This window comes from Diaphorobacter sp. LI3, from assembly GCF_022807955.1.
Classification (GTDB): Bacteria; Pseudomonadota; Gammaproteobacteria; order Burkholderiales; family Burkholderiaceae_C; genus Diaphorobacter; species Diaphorobacter nitroreducens.
Genome location: NZ_CP094346.1, coordinates 1,941,014 through 1,958,923, shown reverse-complemented (window position 1 = coordinate 1,958,923; position 17,910 = coordinate 1,941,014). Strand labels below are relative to the sequence as shown.

The following is a 17,910-nucleotide window of genomic DNA, read 5'->3' as shown; positions in this document are numbered from 1 at the left end:
CGGCGGCGCCGGGCTGGCTCGACAACGGTAGGTGCGTGATGCGGGGATGTGCGTTCCGGTATGTGACCTTTCTGGCGCGGCACGCGCACCACGTACGCCGGCCGTGCCACATCGCGGTCACAACATGCACCTTTTGAGGGACTGCAGCCACCCGCTGCCAGTGCGAAACCACAGCCCATGCACCCACTTGGTGCAACGCGGGCACAGGGAGGAACCATGAACCAGAAACCCCATGGGCGCCTGCGCGCCTGGCAAGCCGCCTGCTTGCTGGCGGGCGCCCTGAGCGGCGGCGCCGCCTCGGCCGACATCCTGATCGGGCAGACCACGGCCGTCAGCGGCCCGGTGGCCGCCAGCGTGGGCGAGACCCTCGCGGGCGTGCACCTGTATCTGGACCACATCAATGCCAAGGGTGGCGTGCATGGCGAGCGCATCAAGCTGATCACGCTGGACGACAAGTTCGAACCCAAGCTCGCCGGCGAGAACGCACGCCGCCTGATCGAAGACGACAACGTGGCCGCGCTGTTCATGAGCCGCGCCACGCCGCACACCGAAGCCATACTGCCGCACCTGGCCAAGCACGGCGTGGCGCTGGTGGCGCCCTCCACGGGTGCGATGACCTTCCACAAGCCCGCCAACCCACTGGTGTTCAACGTGCGCTCCAGCTACCAGGCCGAGACCGAGAAGGCCGTGGAGCACCTGCACACCATCATGGTCCAGCGCATCGCTGTGGTGCATGTGGACGACAGCTTTGGCGAGGACTGCCTGGCCGGTGCCCAGAAGGGCTTTGCCAACGTGGGCAGCAAGCCCGTGGCCGTGATCAAGGCCGACCGTGCCAAGCCGGACTACGCCACCATCGTGCCGCAGCTCATCCAGGCGCAGGCCCAGGCGGTCATCTGGATCGGCTCCAGCGTGGCGGTGAGCGACGGCGTGAAAGCGCTGCGCAAGGCCGGCTCGTCCATGCAGGTGGTCACGGTGTCGAACAACGCATCCCGCGGCTTCGTCGCCCAGCTGGGCGACTCGGTGCGCGGAGTGATCGTCACGCAGGTGTTCCCCAACGTGCGCTCCATGGGCTACGCCATCAACCGCGAGGCCGCCGCCCTGGCCAAGGCCAAGGGCAACCTGACGCTGTCGCCCTCGGTGATGGAGGGCTTCACCTCCGCCAAGGTGCTGGTGGAAGGCCTGCGCCGCGCCGGCCCCAAGCCCACGCGCGAGAAGATCGTCACCGCGCTGGGCGGCATGAGCCACTACGACCTGGGCGGGCTGGAGCTGGGCTACGGCCCCGGCGACCGCACGGGCCTGAGCTACGTGGAGCTGTCCATCATCGACGCGGACGGACTGTTCCGCCGCTGACGCCGTCGCTGCCGCGCCACCGGGTCACCGGGTCACCGGGCCACCGGGTCACCGCCCCTCGCGCGCCGCGGCAGCCCCCATCGCCAATCGCGATGCGCCGCCGGCCGCAGCCGGCGCACACGGCCCACGGCAGCCGTTACAACCAAGGGTCGCATTCACCCGGACCCACGCCCGTCGCCCCTATGTCCTCTCAAGATTCCTCACCGGCCCGCTGGTATTTCGGCTGGAACATCGTGGCCGCGGCCACCGTGCTCACAGCCCTCACCGTGGGCCTGCGCCTGGGGCTGGGCCCGCTGTTCCTGCCCATGGCCGAGGACCTGGGCTTTTCGCGCAGCCTGCTGTCGGCCATCGTCGCCGTGGGCATGCTGTGCTACGGCGCGGCCATGCCGCTGGCGGGCTGGCTGGTGGCGCGCCGGGGCACGCGCTTCGTGCTGCTGGCGGGCACGGTCCTGCTGGTGGTGTCGACACTCTGGGCAGTGAACACACGCACGCCGCTGGGGCTGCTGCTGAGCTTCGGCATCCTCATGTCCGTGGGCGCGGGATTCACCAGCCCGGTGGCGCTCACACCGGTCATCAGCCGCTGGTTCAACCGCCGCCGGGGCATGGCGCTGTTCTTCTTGTCCACGGGCTCCATGGCCGGCATCGCCATCATGACGCCCGCACTGGGCATCGCGCTGCAGCATCTGAGCTGGCAGGCCACGCTGCTGGGCTTTGCCGCGCTGTTCACCGCCATCACCGTGCCCACGGCGCTGTGGGTGATCCGCGACGAGGCGCCTGCCGATGGCGATGCCCCGCTGCCCGGCAGCCCCGTTCGTGCGGCGAACCCGGTGGCTCCCGCAGGGCAGCACTACACGGTGCTGCAGGCCATGCGCACCGGCACCTTCTTCAAGATCACGCTGGGCCTGTTCGCCTGCGGCTTCAGCATGAACCTGCTGGGCACGCACGGCATGCCCATGCTGATGGACCATGGCTTTGACGCCACCACCAGCGCCTTCGGCATCGGCCTGATCGGGCTGGTGGCCATTCCCAGCACCATGGTGCTGGGGCGCCTGGCCGACCGGCTGCCGCGACGCAAGCTGCTGGCCGCCATCTATTGCGTGCGCGGCGTGGGGTTCTTCGCGCTGCTGCTGGCGGGCAATACCCTGGAGCTGTACGGCACCTCGGTGATCGGCGGCATTGCCTGGGCGGGCAGCATCGCGCTGTCGTCCGCCATCCTGGCCGACATGTTCGGCGTGCGGCTGGTGGGCGTGCTCTACGGCTGGGCCTACCTGGGGCATCAGGTGGGGGCCATGATCAGCGCCTGGCTGGGCGGCTGGGGCTATGAGCATTTCGGCACGCACTGGATCGCCTTCGGCCTGTCGGGCGCACTGCTGATGGTGGCCGCGGGGGTGGCGCTGCTGCTGCCGGGGCGGCGCCCCCCGGCGCTGCCCACGCCCCAGGCGGCGGGCTGAGCGTTCACCGCCGGCCGCGCGCCACCCGGGCAGCCGGCGCCACCTTGGGCGACAATGGCGGCCCTCGCGCACACCCCGCAGGCCCTTGGCTTGCAGCGCGCTCGATTCAACTTTCCCGCACCGCCATGACCTCTTCAACGACCGCACGCCGTGCGGCGCTGCGCCGCTTTGCCGCAGCCGCCGCCGCTGTCGCCAGCTTCTCTCCCTTCCTTTCCACCCAGGCCGCCGAGCCGCAGGTGCTGCGCGTATCCGCCATCCCCGACGAAGCGCCTACCGAACTGCAACGCAAGTTCAAGCCGCTGGGCGATTACCTGTCGCAGGCCACCGGCATGAAGGTGGTGTTCACCCCGGTAACCGACTACGCCGCCGTGGTCGAATCCCTGGCCACGCGCAAGCTGGACCTGGCCTGGCTGGGCGGCTTCACCTACGTGCAGGCGCGCATCCGCACGGGTGGTACGGCCATTCCGCTGGTGCAACGGGAGGAGGACGCACGCTTTACCTCGCGCTTCATCACCGCCGACCCCATCATCCAGGGCCTGGCCGACCTCAAGGGCAAGACCTTTGCCTTTGGCGCTCCCTCGTCCACCTCGGGCAGCCTGATGCCGCGCTACTTCCTGCAGCAAGCCGGCGTTCAGCCAGAGCGGGACTTCAAGACCGTGGCCTATTCCGGCGCGCATGACGCCACCGTCGCCTTCGTGGCCGCCGGCAAGGCGCAGGCCGGCGTGCTCAACGCCTCCGTCTGGGACAAGCTGGTCGAGACCAAGAAGGTGGACCCGTCCAAGGTACGGGTGTTCGCCACCACCCCACCCTACTTCGACTACAACTGGACCGTGCGCGGCGATCTCGATCCCGCCGTGGTGCAGAAGATCAAGGCCGCCTTCCTGGCGCTCGACCCGGCCAAGCCCGAGCACAAGGCCATCCTGGAACTGCAGCGCGCCTCGCGCTTCATCGCCACCGAGCCGCGCAACTACGACGGCATCGAAGACGCCGCCAAGACGGCCGGCCTGCTGAAGTAAGCGCGCCGGCGCGCGCGGGCCTGGCCCAGGTAGCCCGCGCGTGCACCATTGGCGTTATTGATCAAATCAGCCCCTAGCGCTTGCTGGATAAGCGCTAGCAGCTATTGAAACAAGAGCAATCATGAGCTTCGAGCTGGACGGCGTGGATCTATGCCACCCCGGCGGCCATGTGGCGCTGCGCGGCATTACCCTGGCCGCGCGCCAGGGCGAGAGCCTGGCGCTGATCGGCCCCTCGGGGGCGGGTAAGACCACCCTGCTGAACCTGCTGGGCACAGCCCTGCCCGCCAGCGCCGGCCGCGTGCACGTGCTGGGCTCCGCCCTGGGCGCGTCGTCGCCCGACACGCCCCATGCTTCGTGGCCTCCGCCGCGTGCGCTGCGCGCGCGCATCGGCACCGTGCACCAGGCCCCGCCCCTGCCGCCGCGCCAGCGCGTGGTGACCGCCGTGCTGGCCGGGCGCCTGGGCCAATGGCCCGCATGGAAGGCGCTGGCCTCGCTGCTGTACCCGGCCGACCTGCCGGGTGCGCACGCCGCGCTGCAGCGCGTGCAGTTGCAGGACAAGCTGTTCGCGCGCTGCGACCAGCTCTCGGGCGGGCAGCTGCAGCGCGTGGGCATTGCCCGCGTGCTGTACCAGCAGCCAGCGCTGCTGCTGGCCGACGAGCCCGTCTCTGCCCTCGACCCCACGCTGGCGCTGGCCACCGTGCAGCTGCTGGTGCAGGACGCGGCCGCACGTGGCGCCACGCTGGTCGCCAGCCTGCACGCGGTGGACCTGGCGCTGGCCTGCTTTGCGCGCGTGGTGGGCCTGCGCGAGGGGCGCATCACCTTCGACCTGCCGGCCGGCGCGGTCACGCCCGACCTGCTGCAGGCGCTGTACGCCCCGCCCGGCGACGGCGCGCTCGCGCCGGATGAAACGCCCACGCCGCCCCCGACCACCAGCAGCTACGCCTCATGCCGTTGACGCACCCCGCCCCGCACCTGCGCGACCCGGCCGCACGCGGTCGGCTGGGCGGCGCGCTGCTGGCCGTGGTGCTGCTGTGGCCGCTGTTGCAGGCGTCGGGCTTTGACCTGGCAGCGCTGCTGGCGCCCGAGAACCTGCGCGTGCTGGGCGGGTTCCTGCGCCAGTTTCTGCCGCCTGAAACGGGGGCCGACTTCCTGGCCCTGCTGGCGCGCGCCACTCTGGAAACGCTGGCGATTGCCACTACGGGGCTGGCATTGGCCTTCGTGCTGGCGGTGCCGTTGGCCTACTGGGCCAGCAACGCTGCACGCGAACGCCCCCGGCTGAACCCGGCAGCGCGCGGCGTGCTCACGGTGCTGCGCGGCATCCCTGAGCTGGTGTGGGCGCTGGTGTTCGTGCGCGTGTTCGGCCTGGGTCCGACGGCCGGCGTGCTGGCGCTGGGGCTGGCCTACGGCGGCATGCTGGGCAAGGTGTACGCCGAGATCCTCGAATCCGTGCCCGCCGCACCCGCCCAGGCGCTGGCGCGCAGTGGGGCGCGCCGGCCCATCGCCCTGCTCTACGGCCTGCTGCCGCAGGCGGCGCGCGAACTCACGTCTTACACCGTGTACCGCTGGGAATGCGCGGTGCGCGCCTCGGTGGTGATGGGCTTCGTGGGCGCGGGCGGGCTGGGCCAGCTCATGGACCAGGCCATGAAGATGCTCAACGGCGGCGAGGCGTGCACCATCCTTGTGACCTTCATGCTGCTGGTGCTGGCGGCCGATGCGCTGTCGGGCGGGCTGCGCCGCGCGCTGGATGCGCCCCCCGCGGCACGCGCAGCGCCGCTGGGCTGGCGCAGCGGCGCGTTGACCGCGACGGTGCTGGCCGCCCTGGCCGCCAGCCTGTGGCTGCTGGACATGGACCTGCCCGCGCTCTTCACCGCCGAGGCGGCGCGCAGCATGGCGGAGTTTGCCGGCGGCTTCTTCCCACCCGAGCTGGGCAGCACCTGGCTGCGGCAGGTGGCGCGCGGTGTGTGGGAGACGCTGGCCATCTCCATCGTGGGCACGCTACTGGCCGCCCTGCTGGCGCTGCTGCTGGCCCTGCCGCGCCGGCGCGCGGGCTGGAACCTGCTGCTGAACCTGCTGCGCTCGGTGCCCGAACTGGTATGGGCCACGCTCACCGCCCTGGCCGTGGGCCTGGGGCCGTTTGCCGGCGCCCTGGCCCTGGCCCTGCACACCACCGGCGTGCTGGGCCGGCTGTATGCCGAGGCGCTGCAGAACACCCCGGCCACGGCCGCGCGTGCGCTGCGCCAGGCCGGCAGCGGCGGCGCCATGGCGTTCCTGTACGGCACGCTGCCCGGGGCGGCGCCGCAACTGGTGGCGTACACGCTGTACCGCTGGGAGATGAACATCCGCATGGCCGCCATCCTCGGCTTCGTGGGCGCGGGCGGCCTGGGGCAGTTGCTTTACGTGGAGCTGTCGCTGTTCCACCATGCGCAGGCGGGCACGGTGATCCTGGCGATGCTGGCGCTATCGGTCGCGGTGGACTGGGCCAGCGCGGCGCTGCGCCGCTGGATGGGCAGGGCCTAGTACCGCAACCGGGGAGTGGAGGAACAAAAGGCGATCGATGGCTTCGCCCCAAGGGTCAGGCGCGAACCGCAGCAACGACCGTGGCCATTGCGAGGATTGGCAACGCCGCCTCGCGGGCGAAGGCGCGCTTTCATGTCCCAACACTTTCGGGTCGCAGCACTAGAACACCCCCAGCGCGAGCCCGGTGGCCAGTGCCTCGCCCAGCGCACGGCAGCGCTCCAGGTCCGCCGCGCCGATCTGCTTGGGGGCCAATATCGCCTCGGGCGTCTGGGCGTGGGTGCAGACGATCAGCGGCTCGGCCACGGCCTTCAGCCGCCAGCCCGTGGCGATGCGGGCGATCTGGCGTGCGGCGTTCTGGCCGTCGCTGCCGGCGCAGACCAGGCTGGCGTAAGGCCGGCCATTGATGCGGTCCAGCACCGGGTAGTAGCAGCGATCGAAGAAGTCCTTGAGCTGGCCGCTGATGGCCGCCAGGTTTTCCGGCGTGGCGAACAGGTAGCCCTGCGCGGCCAGCACATCGTCCGGCCCCGCCTGCGCCGCGTGGAGCAGGCGCACCGATACGGCGGGCTCGGCCGCGGCGCCGGCGCGCGCGGCCTCGGCCATCTGGCGCGTGCCGCCGGTCAGCGAGTGGTAGATGATCAGCAGGGTCTGGGGCGCATCCATGCGGCAAGCATAGACCGTTGCCCATGCGGGCGACCACCACCCTGCGGAGAGCGCGTCGCGTCAGAACGCGTCTTCATCCAGTGCCGCGCAGGTCAGGTCCCGCTGGCGCACCACCTGCAGCCAGGCACCGATGCGCGGCAATTCATAGTGGTAAAAATAGCGTGCAGCGCCCATCCTTCCAGCGCTAGCAGCTATTGAAAGAGTAGCATTCCGTGCGAGCACGCTGCACGCCACGTCCAGCCACACCCAGGCCAGCACCGTGTGGCCGAAGGCCTGCATGTAGGGCACGGCGTTGGCCAGCGCCTCGGTAGGGTTGCCGGTGGCCCAGGCGGCCTGCGTGGCTTCGCCCACGTCCTGCAGGGCCTGGGCCAGCTGGTCCGCCCAGGCGGCGAGTTCCGGATGCTTGCGCGCCTGGGCAATGGTGGCGCCAATGGTGCGCGCCAGCAGCTGCAGGCCTGCGCCGCCCTGCATCACCACCTTGCGGCCCAGCAGGTCGGCGGCCTGGATGCCGTGCGTGCCCTCGTGGATCATGTTCAGGCGGTTGTCGCGCCAGTACTGCTCCACGGGGAAGTCGCGCGTGTAGCCGTAGCCGCCGTGAATCTGGATCGCCAGGCTGTTGGCCTCCAGACAGAACTCGCTGGGCCAGCTCTTGGCGATGGGGGTCAACACCTCCAGCAGCAGCTTGGCATCCTGCGCCGCCTGGGGCTCGCCCGTGCGGCCCTCGTCCACCAGCCGCGCGCAGTACAGGTTGAGCGCCAGCGCGCCCTCGCAGTAGCTCTTTTGCGCAAGCAGCATGCGCTTGATGTCCGCGTGCCGGATCAGCGGCACGGGCGGCTGGCTGGCGTCCTTGCCGGCACTGCCCGCGGCGCTGGTGCTGCCCTGTACCGGGCGGCCCTGCAGCCGCGTTCTGGCGTAGTCCAGGCTGGCGTAGTAGCCTGCCAGGCCCAGCGTGGTTGCCGCCATGCCGATGGCGATGCGTGCCTCGTTCATCATGTGGAACATGCACTTCAGGCCCTCGCCTGGCCGCCCCACGAGGTAGCCGATGGCGCCGGCGCCGCCGCGCACGGGGTACCTGCCCTCGCCAAAATTCAGCAGCGTGTTGGTGGTGCCGCGCCAGCCCAGCTTGTGGTTCAGTCCGGCCAGCGCCACGTCGTTGCGCTCGCCCGTCAGTTGGCCATCGGTATCCACCAGCTTTTTTGGCACGATGAAGAGCGAAATGCCCTTCACTCCCGGCACCAGCTTGCCATCCGGCCCGGGGATCTTGGCGAGCACCAGGTGCACGATGTTCTCGGTCAGCTCATGGTCGCCGGAGCTGATCCACATCTTGTTGCCACGCAGGCGGTAGCGCGGGCCCAGCGGGTCGACCTCGAAGTCTGCGCCGTCGGCCTCGGCGCGCGTGGTGATGTCGCTCAAGCTGGACCCCGCCTGAGGCTCCGAAAGGCACATGGTGCCCGCCCAGCGGCCGTTGAATTCATTGGCGGCAAACACCTGCTGCTGCAGAGGCGTTCCATGCACCAGGATGGCGTTGGCGTTGCCCGTGGTCAGCAGGTTGGAGCCAATGCTGATCGACGCGCAGCCAAAGAAACTGTTGGCCGCCGACTCCACGACATACGGCAGTTGCATGCCGCCCAGCGCGTAGTCCTGCGCCGCGCTGAGCATGCCGCTGTCGGCAAACGCCTGGCGTGCGTCGTGCGTGCATTGGGGCAGGATGACGCGCTCACCGTCGAACTGGGGCTCCTGCGTATCCACCGTGCGGTTGAACGGCGCGTACTTCTCGCGCGCGATGCGCTCGCAGGTGTCCAGCACGGCGTCAAACGTCTCGCGCGAGTGGTCCGCAAAGCGCTCGCGCGCATTGAGCGATCCAGCCTGGAGCCAGTCGTAGAGCAGGAAGTCGAGCGTGGAGCGCAGGGAGGTGGTCATGCTCGAAATTATGGAAGGGACGGGCCGATGAAGCCTGTCCGCTGGGTGACGCGCACCGCGGGGGTCCATTGGATCGCGCGCTGGAACACCGGGGCTTTGACCAAATCACCGTCTCGGCGTCTCGGTATTGCCCGTGATTCAGGCGTACGAAGCGGTGGCCATAGACGGCCCGGCCGTTTCGACGCGGTTGCGTCCCGCGGCTTTGCCACGGTACAGAGCCGCGTCGGCTTGTTGCAGGGCCGCCTCCAAGGCGTGTGCATCTGCAAAGCCCTGTGAAACCCCGGCCGTGACCGTGCACTGCAGCGGATGACCACCCTCTGCAATGTCGATGGTTTGCGTCTCGATGGCTGCACGCAATCGCTCCGCCATGTGCATGGCCCCGGGAAAGTCGGTGTTCAGGCAGATCACCGCGAACTCTTCCCCGCCCAGACGGCTTACCAAATCGCCACGGCGCGCCGTGGCCTGGAGTATCTCCGCAACGCGGCACAGGACGGTGTCTCCGGCGTGGTGGCCGTAGGTGTCGTTGATCCGCTTGAAGTGGTCAACGTCGACAACGAGCAAGTGCGCATGCTCCGCCCGGCGCTGGTTGAAAGACAGCTGCAGCGCCTCGGTGAGACCTCGCCGATTGAGCAACTGCGTCATCGGGTCGCGCGCAGCGATATGGCGCAACTGATCGGTCAAGCGGCGCAGAACCAGCCAGACGATCGATGGCGGCAGCACCGTGGCCAGGAATGACGTGTAGATGTAGAACACCAGCTGGAACTGGCGGTCCATCTGCAATGCATCCAGGCCGCCATCCAGAAGCTTCATGAACTTGAGCGCGTTAAGTACGCATAGGCCGCTGATCAGCGCGGCAAAAAAGACCATCTCGCCATACAGATCCTTGGCAAATGTGCGAGCGCCGTAGATCACCGTCAGGGCCATCACAAAAAACAGGAGTGCCGATCCCCCTGAAAGCATGGCGTAGCGTGCCACCGGCCCCAAGCTCCATTGCACCAGTACCTGCGCAAGGCTGTAGAGCGCCCCAAATACGAGAAGTGGAGACAGCAAGGGGACGGCGTGCCCAAAGAAACGCATGGCTCCGAGCCAGTAAACCACCGGGGAGGCCAGCGTCAGCGTGTGGTTCACCACACTCATCGCACTCCAGGCGGGGCCGCCCTCCAGCAGATGCAGCACATAGGCGGAGCCCAGTAGAAAGTTGCCGAGCGCGAAAAGATCCATCCCCATTTTTTGCCCATGCAGCCGTTTGCTGATCAGCAAGAACATCACCGCAAAGCACAGCAGATGCGCGCAGAGCATGCCAACGAGAACGCTTGCGACCATGGGGATATTCAAGGGGACTTGGCCGACCCTTAGGGCGAGTCGTCCAAGCCAGGACGACGGGCAGGGATTGTTGTAACAACCAGTAATTCAGAGGAGTTAAATCGTCCTCACCCGCAGCCGCCTGCTGGGCGGAACTTCAGGACGCTTGCAGCCCCCTCCAGCGGCTGGCTCGCTGCGTCGCTCCCTGTACAGGAACCCGTGTCACAAAAATATCGCTCGTTTCTCCTGCTACCGCCCATGCAGCAAGCGCAGACAGCTATCAAAATAAAAGCAAGCGCCCCGCGCAGACCACATCGTCTGCGCGGGGCGCTTGTTGTTTCAGTCCGAAAGCGGATCAGCGCTTACAGCACTTCAAACACGCCCGCCGCGCCCATACCGCCACCAATGCACATGGTCACGCACACGCGCTTGGCACCGCGGCGCTTGCCTTCGATGAGGGCGTGGCCCGTGAGGCGTTGGCCCGAAACACCGTAGGGGTGGCCCAGAGCGATGGCGCCGCCGTTCACGTTCAGGCGGTCGGCGGGAATGCCCAGCTTGTCGCGGCAGTACAGCACCTGCACGGCGAAGGCTTCGTTCAGCTCCCACAGGTCGATGTCCTGCACCGTCAGGCCCAGTTTTTTGAGCACCTTCGGTACGGCGAACACGGGGCCGATGCCCATTTCGTCAGGCTCGCAACCAGCCACGGCAAAGCCCAGGAAGCGGCCCAGCGGCTGGAGGTTGTTGCGAGCAGCGTAGTCCTCGCCCACCACCACGCAGGCGCCCGCGCCGTCCGAGAACTGGCTGGCGTTGCCCGCCGAGATCAGCCCGCCAGGCATGGCCGGGCGGATACCGCTGATGCCTTCCTTGGTGGTGCCCTCGCGCGTACCCTCGTCGCGGCTCACGGTGACCTGCTTGGTGATCAGGCCCAGCGTCTTGTCCGCGATGCCCGCGGTGACGGTGATGGGCGCGATCTCGGCGTCGAACAGGCCGGCTGCCTGGGCGGCGCAGGCCTTTTGCTGGCTGGAGGCGCCGTACTCGTCCATTGCGTCGCGGCCGATGTGGTAGCGCTTGGCCACCTGCTCGGCGGTCTGCAGCATGCTCCAGTAGATCTCGGGCTTTTGCTTGGCCAGGGCCAGGTCCTGGATCATGTGCAGGTTCATTTCCTGCTGCACACAGGAGATGCTTTCCACGCCACCGGCCACATACACCTCGCCCTCGCCCGCGATGATGCGCTGCGCGGCGGTGGCGATGGTCTGCAGGCCCGAGGAGCAGAAGCGGTTGATGGTCATGCCCGATGTGGTGACGGGCAGGCCAGCCTTGAGCGCGATCTGGCGCGCGATGTTCATGCCGGTGGCGCCTTCGGGATTGGCGCAGCCCATGATGACATCATCGACGGCGGCGGGGTCAATGCCCGCGCGCTGCACGGCGTGCTGCACGGCGTGGCCGCCCAGTGTGGCGCCGTGGGTCATGTTGAACGAGCCCTTCCAGCTCTTGGCGAGCGGCGTGCGGGCGGTGGAAACGATCACTGCGGAGGTCATTGCAATATTCCTTGTTCTGCGTGCTTCAGGCGGACGAACGGGCGCTCAGGCAAAGGCCTTGCCTTCGGCGGCCAGCCGGGCCAGCAGCGGCGCGGGCTCCCAGGCACGGGCGTCGTCCAGCGGGTTGCGGGCAAAGCGCTTCATGGACTGCACCACATTGAACAGGCCCACTTCGCTGGCGTAGTGCATGGGACCGCCGCGGTGGATGGGGAAGCCGTAGCCGGTCAGGTACACCATGTCGATGTCGCCCGACTTGCTGGCGATGCCCTCTTCCAGGATCTTGGCGCCCTCGTTGACCAACGCATAGACCAGGCGCTGCACGATCTCCTCGTCGCTCACCTTGCGCGGCGTGATGCCCAGGGCCTTGCGGTGCTCCTCGATCATCTGGTTCACCACGTCGCTGGGAATCGCGTCACGCTTGCCAGCCTGGTAGTCGTACCAGCCCGCCCCGGTCTTCTGGCCGAAGCGTCCCATCTCGCACAGCAGGTCGGCTGTCTTGCTGTACTTCATGTCGGGCTGCTCGACGGCGCGGCGCTTGCGGATGGCCCAGCCGATGTCGTTGCCGGCCAGGTCGCCCATGCGGAACGGGCCCATGGCGAAGCCGAACTTCTCGATGGCCTTGTCCACCTGCTGGGGCGTGCAGCCTTCGTCCAGCAGGAAGCCGGCCTGCTGGCTGTAGCGCTCGATCATGCGGTTGCCGATGAAACCGTCGCACACGCCGGAGACCACGGCCGTCTTCTTGATCTTCTTGGCCAAGGCCATCACGGTGGCCAGCACGTCCTTGGCCGTGGCCTTGCCGCGCACCACTTCCAGCAGCTTCATCACGTTGGCGGGACTGAAGAAGTGCATGCCCACCACGTCCTGCGGACGCTGGGTGAAGGCGGCGATTTTGTCCACGTCCAGCGTGGAAGTGTTGGACGCCAGGATGGCGCCGGGCTTGGCCACGGCGTCGAGTTGCTTGAACACGGCTTCCTTCACGCCCAGTTCCTCGAACACGGCCTCGATGATCAGGTCGCAGTCCTTCAGGTCGGCATAGTTCAGCGTAGTGGACAGCAGGGCCATGCGTTGCTGGTACTTGTCTTCCTTGAGCTTGCCCTTCTTGACCTGGGCTTCGTAATTCTTCTGGATCGTGCCGATGCCGCGGTCCAGCGCCTCCTGCTTCATCTCCAGGATGGTCACGGGGATGCCCGCGTTCAGGAAGTTCATGCTGATGCCGCCACCCATGGTGCCCGCGCCGATCACGCCGACCTTCTTGATGTCCCGCTTGGGAGTCTCGGACGGGACGTCGGGGATCTTGCTCGCGGCACGCTCCGCAAAGAACAGGTGGCGCAGCGCGCGCGACTCGGGCGTCCACATCAGGTTGATGAACAGCTCGCGCTCGTACGCCAGGCCGTCGGCAAACTTGCGCTTGGTGGCCGCCTCCACGGCGTCCACGCACTTGGCGGGCGCGGGGAAGTTCTTGGCCATGCCCTTGACCATGTTGCGCGCGAACTGGAAGTACGCATCGCCCTCGGGGTGCTTGCACGGCAGGTTGCGTACCAGCGGCAGCGGGCGCACGTCCGCCACGCTTCGGGCGAAGGCCAGCGCTTCCTCGGCCAGCGATTCGGGCGAAGCGGCCATCTTGTCGAACAGCTTCTGGCCGGGCACGGCGCCGATCATCTCGCTCTTGACCGGCTCACCGCTGACGATCATGTTCAGCGCTGCCTCCACCCCCACCACGCGCGGCAGGCGCTGCGTGCCGCCCGCGCCGGGCAGGATGCCCAGCTTCACCTCGGGCAGCGCCACGTTGCAGCCGGGCGCGGCCACACGGTAGTGGCAGCCCAGGGCCAGCTCCAGCCCGCCCCCCATGCAGACGGTGTGGATGGCAGCCACCACGGGCTTGGTGCAGTTCTCGACAGCGTTGATGACGGAGTGCAGATTGGGCTCCTGCAGCGACTTGTCGGTGCCGAACTCCTTGATGTCGGCGCCGCCCGAGAAGGCGCCGCCCGCGCCGGTGATGACGATGGCCTTGACGGCCCCGTCGGCCTGGGCGCGATCGAGGCCATCGACGATGCCCTGGCGCGTGGCCAGGCCAAGCCCGTTGACGGGCGGGTTGTTGAGGGTGATCACGGCCACGTCGCCGTGGACCTGGTATTCAGCCGTCATGCTGTCGTTCCTCTTGAATCTCGGGTGGATGAAAGAAAAGTACGCTCGTGCGTTTTTAGCACGCAAGTCTAGAGGCAGGGGTCGCAGTTTTTTGTCTCAGCCGGGACAAGCACGCCGCGCACACCAACGTCTAACTATCCTTTTGATAGCTAACAGCACTCATCCACAAAGGGCTAGAGGCCAATGAGGCCCTCAAACCTCCAGCCACTCCTTGCGTACATAGCTGTTGGCACGCAGCTCGTCGGGCGTGCCCTGAAAGACGATGCTGCCGTGCCCCATGACCAGCGCGCGGTCGGAGATGGTCATGGCGATGGTGAGTTTTTGCTCGATGAGCAGCACGGAGATGCCCCGCTGCTTGAGCCGCGTGAGGTACTCGCCCACCAGTTCGACGATTTTGGGCGCCAGCCCCTCGGTGGGCTCGTCGATGATGATGAGGTCCGGGTCGCCCATGAGCGTGCGGCACAGGGTCAGCATCTGCTGCTCGCCGCCGGACATGACGCCCGCCTCGATGTTGCGGCGCTCCTTCAGGCGCGGGAACATCTCGTACATGTCTTCAAAGCTCCAGCGGCTATCCCTGCCACTGCCCTTCTGGCCCAGCAGCAGGTTCTGGTGCACGGTGAGGTTGGGAAACACGTCGCGGCTTTCGGGCACGTAGCCGATGCCCAGATGGGCGATCTCGTAGGCCTTCCTGCCATTGAGGTCCTGGCCCTTCCACTGCAGCGTGCCCTGCCAGTCCACCAGGCCCATCACGGCCTTGGCCGCGGTGGAGCGGCCGGAGCCGTTGCGGCCCAGCAGCGCGACGATCTCGCCCGGCTGCACGTCAAATCCCACGCCGTGCAGCACATGGCTCTTGCCGTAGTAGGCGTGCAGGTTCTCGACTTTCAGCATGTCTCAATGTCCCCCGGCCTGCTGCGCGGCAATGACGGAGCCCAGGTAGGCTTCCTGCACGCGCGGGTTGGCGCGCACGTTCTCGGGTGTGTCGAAGGCGATCACCTCGCCATACACCACCACGGCGATCTTGTCGGCCAGGCCGAAGACCACGCCCATGTCGTGCTCCACGGTCAGCAGGGTGCGGCCCTGCGTGACCTCCTTGATGAGGTGGATGAAGCGCGTGGTCTCGCTCTTGCTCATGCCGGCGGTAGGCTCGTCCAGCAGGATCACGCTGGCGCCGCCGGCAATGGTGATGCCGATCTCCAGAGCGCGCTGCTCGGCATAGGTCAGGTTCATGGCCAGGGTGTCACGCTTCTTGTCCAGCTTGATCATCTCCATGAGCTGCGTGGCCCGGTCGTTGGCATCCTGCAACCTGGACAGGAAGCGCCAGAACGCATAGCGGTACCCCAGGCTCCACAGCACGCCGCAGCGCAGGTTCTCGAACACGCTGAGCTTGGGAAAGATGTTGGTGATCTGGAAGCTGCGCGACAGCCCCATGCGGTTGATCTCGAACGGCTGCTTGCCGTCGATGCGCGCGCCGTGCAGCAGCACCTCGCCGCTGGTGGGCGCGAACCGCCCGCTGACGAGGTTGAACAGCGTGGACTTGCCCGCGCCGTTGGGTCCGATGACGGCCACGCGTTCGCCGGGCCGTACCGCCAGGTTGGCGCCGCGGATGATCTCGGTCTTGCCGAAGCTCTTGCGCAGGTCGCGCAGCTCCAGCGCATAGGTTGCCTGGTCCGCCATCAGCCTGCCTCCCCACGCTTGATCTCGTGCTCGATCTCTTCCTGGATCGCGCCCCACTGCCGCATGAACTGCCTGCGACAGAGTTCGAACAGCCCCACGCCGGTCACCAACACGAAGCCGGCGCCGAACCAGCTCGCCACGCTCTTGGCGTTCAGCGTCGCACCCAGAAACTCCAGCTGCGGCCCCAGCGCCTCGTTCAGCTGCAGGTGATAAGTCATTTCGATCATCGCTGCAGCCCCCAGCACCGCAACCAGCGCCGTGCCGCCCAGCGCCAGGTAGGCGCTGATGATGCCGCGCAGCTTGCCGTACTTGGCCAGGCGCAGATTCATCATGATCAGGCTGGCAATGCCGCCGGGCGCATACATGACCATGAAAAGGAACACCAGACCCAGGTACAGCAGCCAGGCCTTGGACAGCTCGGACAGCAGCACCGACGCCAGCACCAGCAGCACGGCGCCGATGATGGGGCCGAAGAAGAACGTGGCCCCGCCCAGGAAGGTGAACAGCAGGTAGCTGCCCGAGCGCACCACGCTCACGCTGTCGGCGGCCGTGACGATCTCGAAGTTGATGGCCGCCAGCGCCCCGCCGATGCCTGCAAAGAACCCGGCAATGATGAAGGCGAAGTAGCGCACACGCTGCGTGTTGTAGCCGATGAACTCCACACGCTCAGGGTTGTCGCGCACGGCGTTGAGGATGCGCCCCAGCGGCGTGCCCGTGAAGGCGAACATGGCGGCCGTGCACACGAAACAATACGCGGCGATCAGGTAGTACACCTGAATTGCCGGACCGAACGTGATGCCCAGTACCGGCTGGCCGTACACGCGGTCCGTGGTGATGCCGCCTTCGCCCCCGAAGAACTCGGGGAACATCAGCGCCATGGAGGCCACGAGTTCGCCGATGCCCAGTGTGATCATCGCGAAGGTGGTGCCGGACTTCTTGGTGGTGACATAGCCCAGCAGCACGGCGAAGAACATGCCCGCCAGCCCTCCCACCAGCGGCATCAGCACCAGCGGGATGGGCAGTCGCCCGTCGCTGGCCATGTTGATGGCGTGCACCGCCAGGAACGAGCCCAGGCCGGTGTACACGGCGTGGCCGAAGCTCAGCATGCCGCCCTGCCCCAGCAGGATGTTGTACGACAGGCAGATGATGATCGCGTAGCCGATCTGCGACAGCATCGTCAGCGCCAGGCTGCTGGTGAACAGTTGGGGCGCCACGATGAGCGCCAGGGCAAACAGGCTCCAGATGACGATGCGCCCCACATTCAAGGGCTTGAAGCGGTAGTACCGCACGGCGCCCCCGGCGGCCGCGGTCGAAGGTGCAGAGGAAGTGGTGTGCATGGCCTTTCAATCCTCCCGCGTGCCCAGCAGGCCCTTGGGCCGGAAGATCAGGATCAGAACGAGGAACAGGTACGGCAGGATCGGCGCCACCTGCGAGATGGTGAGCTTGAATAGCGGGTAGCCAAAGGTCTGTTCGGTGACCTGCACGCCCAGGCGGGCGAAGGCATGCACCAGCGAATAGTCCAGCGCCACCGCGAAAGTCTGCACCAGTCCGATGATGAGTGACGCCAGGAACGCCCCCGCCAGCGACCCCATGCCCCCGACCACCACCACCACGAAGATGATGGAGCCCACCGAGGCCGCCATGGCCGGCTCGGTCACGTAGGTATTGCCGCCGATCACGCCGGCCAGCCCCGCCAGCGCGCAGCCGCCGCCAAACACCAGCATGAACACGCGCGGCACGTTGTGGCCCAGGGCCTCCACCATGTGCGGATGCTTGAGCGCCGCCTGGATCACCAACCCGATGCGGGTGCGCGTGAGCAGCAGCCACACCGACAGCAGCATCAGCACCGCCACCAGCATGACGAAGGAGCGCGACTTGGGAAACTGCGTGCCGTACAGGGTGAAGAGCGGCCCCTGCAGTTGCGCAGGCAGGCCATAGGGCACGGTGGAGCGCCCCCACACCAGCTGCACCACCTCCAGGATCAGGTACGACAGGCCAAAGGTGACCAGCAGCTCGGGCACATGGCCGAACTTGTGCACGCGGCGCAGCGCATAGCGCTCGAAGACCGCGCCCAGCGCCCCCACCAGCAGCGGTGCCACCACCAGCGCGGGCCAGAAGCCGATGGCACCCGACAAGGTGTACGCAAAGTACGCGCCCAGCATGTAGAAACTGGTGTGCGCGAAGTTGAGCACGCCCATCATGCTGAAGATCAGCGTCAGCCCCGAACTCAGCATGAACAGCAGCAGACCGTAGCTGACGCCGTTGAGCAGGGAGATCACGAAAAACTCAAGATTCATCGCAAGACCGCGCAGCAGGTGAAAAAAAGGCCCGAGGAGA

The 17,910-nt window shown here is 67.4% G+C and carries 14 protein-coding genes; 5 read left to right on the top strand and 9 right to left on the bottom strand.

Features of this window, described 5'->3' with window-relative positions; all coding sequences use genetic code 11:
• Nucleotides 1-216 precede the first annotated feature (216 nt).
• The 5 genes from MRB47_RS09085 (at nt 217) to MRB47_RS09065 (ending at nt 6,334) form a co-directional block, all read left to right on the top strand.
• Nucleotides 217-1,350, top strand: a complete 1,134-nt coding sequence (locus tag MRB47_RS09085) for an ABC transporter substrate-binding protein (RefSeq protein WP_252102504.1) — start codon at nt 217-219, stop codon at nt 1,348-1,350.
• A 182-nt stretch (nt 1,351-1,532) separates the two neighbouring features.
• On the top strand, nt 1,533-2,801 hold the full coding sequence (locus MRB47_RS09080) for an MFS transporter (protein ID WP_252102503.1): 1,269 nt from the start codon (nt 1,533-1,535) through the stop codon (nt 2,799-2,801).
• A 125-nt stretch (nt 2,802-2,926) separates the two neighbouring features.
• Nucleotides 2,927-3,817, top strand: coding sequence for a putative selenate ABC transporter substrate-binding protein (locus MRB47_RS09075; RefSeq protein WP_252102502.1), 891 nt, complete (start codon nt 2,927-2,929; stop codon nt 3,815-3,817).
• Between the two features lie 121 nt (nt 3,818-3,938).
• Nucleotides 3,939-4,772, top strand: a complete 834-nt coding sequence (locus MRB47_RS09070; RefSeq protein ID WP_252102501.1) for a phosphonate ABC transporter ATP-binding protein — start codon at nt 3,939-3,941, stop codon at nt 4,770-4,772.
• Nucleotides 4,763-6,334: a PhnE/PtxC family ABC transporter permease gene (locus MRB47_RS09065; RefSeq protein WP_252102500.1), complete on the top strand. Its 1,572-nt coding sequence runs from the start codon at nt 4,763-4,765 to the stop codon at nt 6,332-6,334. The genes MRB47_RS09070 and MRB47_RS09065 overlap by 10 nt, the downstream gene beginning before the upstream one ends.
• Before the next feature lie 159 nt (nt 6,335-6,493).
• Here the strand turns inward: MRB47_RS09065 and MRB47_RS09060 are convergent, their stop codons facing one another.
• The 9 genes from MRB47_RS09060 to MRB47_RS09020 form a co-directional block, all read right to left on the bottom strand.
• Nucleotides 6,494-6,994, bottom strand: coding sequence for a flavodoxin family protein (locus MRB47_RS09060; protein ID WP_252102499.1), 501 nt, complete (start codon nt 6,992-6,994; stop codon nt 6,494-6,496).
• Nucleotides 6,995-7,054: 60 nt separating this feature from the next.
• Entirely contained in the window at nt 7,055-8,914 is a 1,860-nt protein-coding gene (locus tag MRB47_RS09055) for an acyl-CoA dehydrogenase (RefSeq protein ID WP_252102498.1), read from the bottom strand.
• Nucleotides 8,915-9,052: 138 nt separating this feature from the next.
• Nucleotides 9,053-10,237, bottom strand: coding sequence for a GGDEF domain-containing protein (locus MRB47_RS09050; protein ID WP_252102608.1), 1,185 nt, complete (start codon nt 10,235-10,237; stop codon nt 9,053-9,055).
• Nucleotides 10,238-10,578: 341 nt separating this feature from the next.
• Nucleotides 10,579-11,754 carry an acetyl-CoA C-acyltransferase gene (locus tag MRB47_RS09045; RefSeq protein ID WP_252102497.1) on the bottom strand — a complete coding sequence of 392 codons (1,176 nt, stop codon included), beginning with the start codon at nt 11,752-11,754 and terminating at the stop codon, nt 10,579-10,581.
• A gap of 45 nt (nt 11,755-11,799) precedes the next feature.
• Entirely contained in the window at nt 11,800-13,899 is a 2,100-nt protein-coding gene (locus MRB47_RS09040; protein ID WP_123675704.1) for a 3-hydroxyacyl-CoA dehydrogenase NAD-binding domain-containing protein, read from the bottom strand.
• 192 nt (nt 13,900-14,091) lie between these two features.
• The gene (locus MRB47_RS09035) at nt 14,092-14,787 is read right to left on the bottom strand and encodes an ABC transporter ATP-binding protein (protein WP_252102496.1); all 696 of its coding nucleotides are present in this window, start codon (nt 14,785-14,787) and stop codon (nt 14,092-14,094) included.
• Between the two features lie 3 nt (nt 14,788-14,790).
• Nucleotides 14,791-15,573 carry an ABC transporter ATP-binding protein gene (locus MRB47_RS09030; RefSeq protein WP_011804953.1) on the bottom strand — a complete coding sequence of 261 codons (783 nt, stop codon included), beginning with the start codon at nt 15,571-15,573 and terminating at the stop codon, nt 14,791-14,793.
• Nucleotides 15,573-16,910: a branched-chain amino acid ABC transporter permease gene (locus MRB47_RS09025; RefSeq protein ID WP_103737958.1), complete on the bottom strand. Its 1,338-nt coding sequence runs from the start codon at nt 16,908-16,910 to the stop codon at nt 15,573-15,575. The genes MRB47_RS09030 and MRB47_RS09025 overlap by 1 nt, the downstream gene beginning before the upstream one ends.
• Before the next feature lie 6 nt (nt 16,911-16,916).
• Nucleotides 16,917-17,870: a branched-chain amino acid ABC transporter permease gene (locus MRB47_RS09020; protein ID WP_011804951.1), complete on the bottom strand. Its 954-nt coding sequence runs from the start codon at nt 17,868-17,870 to the stop codon at nt 16,917-16,919.
• Between the last annotated feature and the right edge of the window lie 40 nt (nt 17,871-17,910).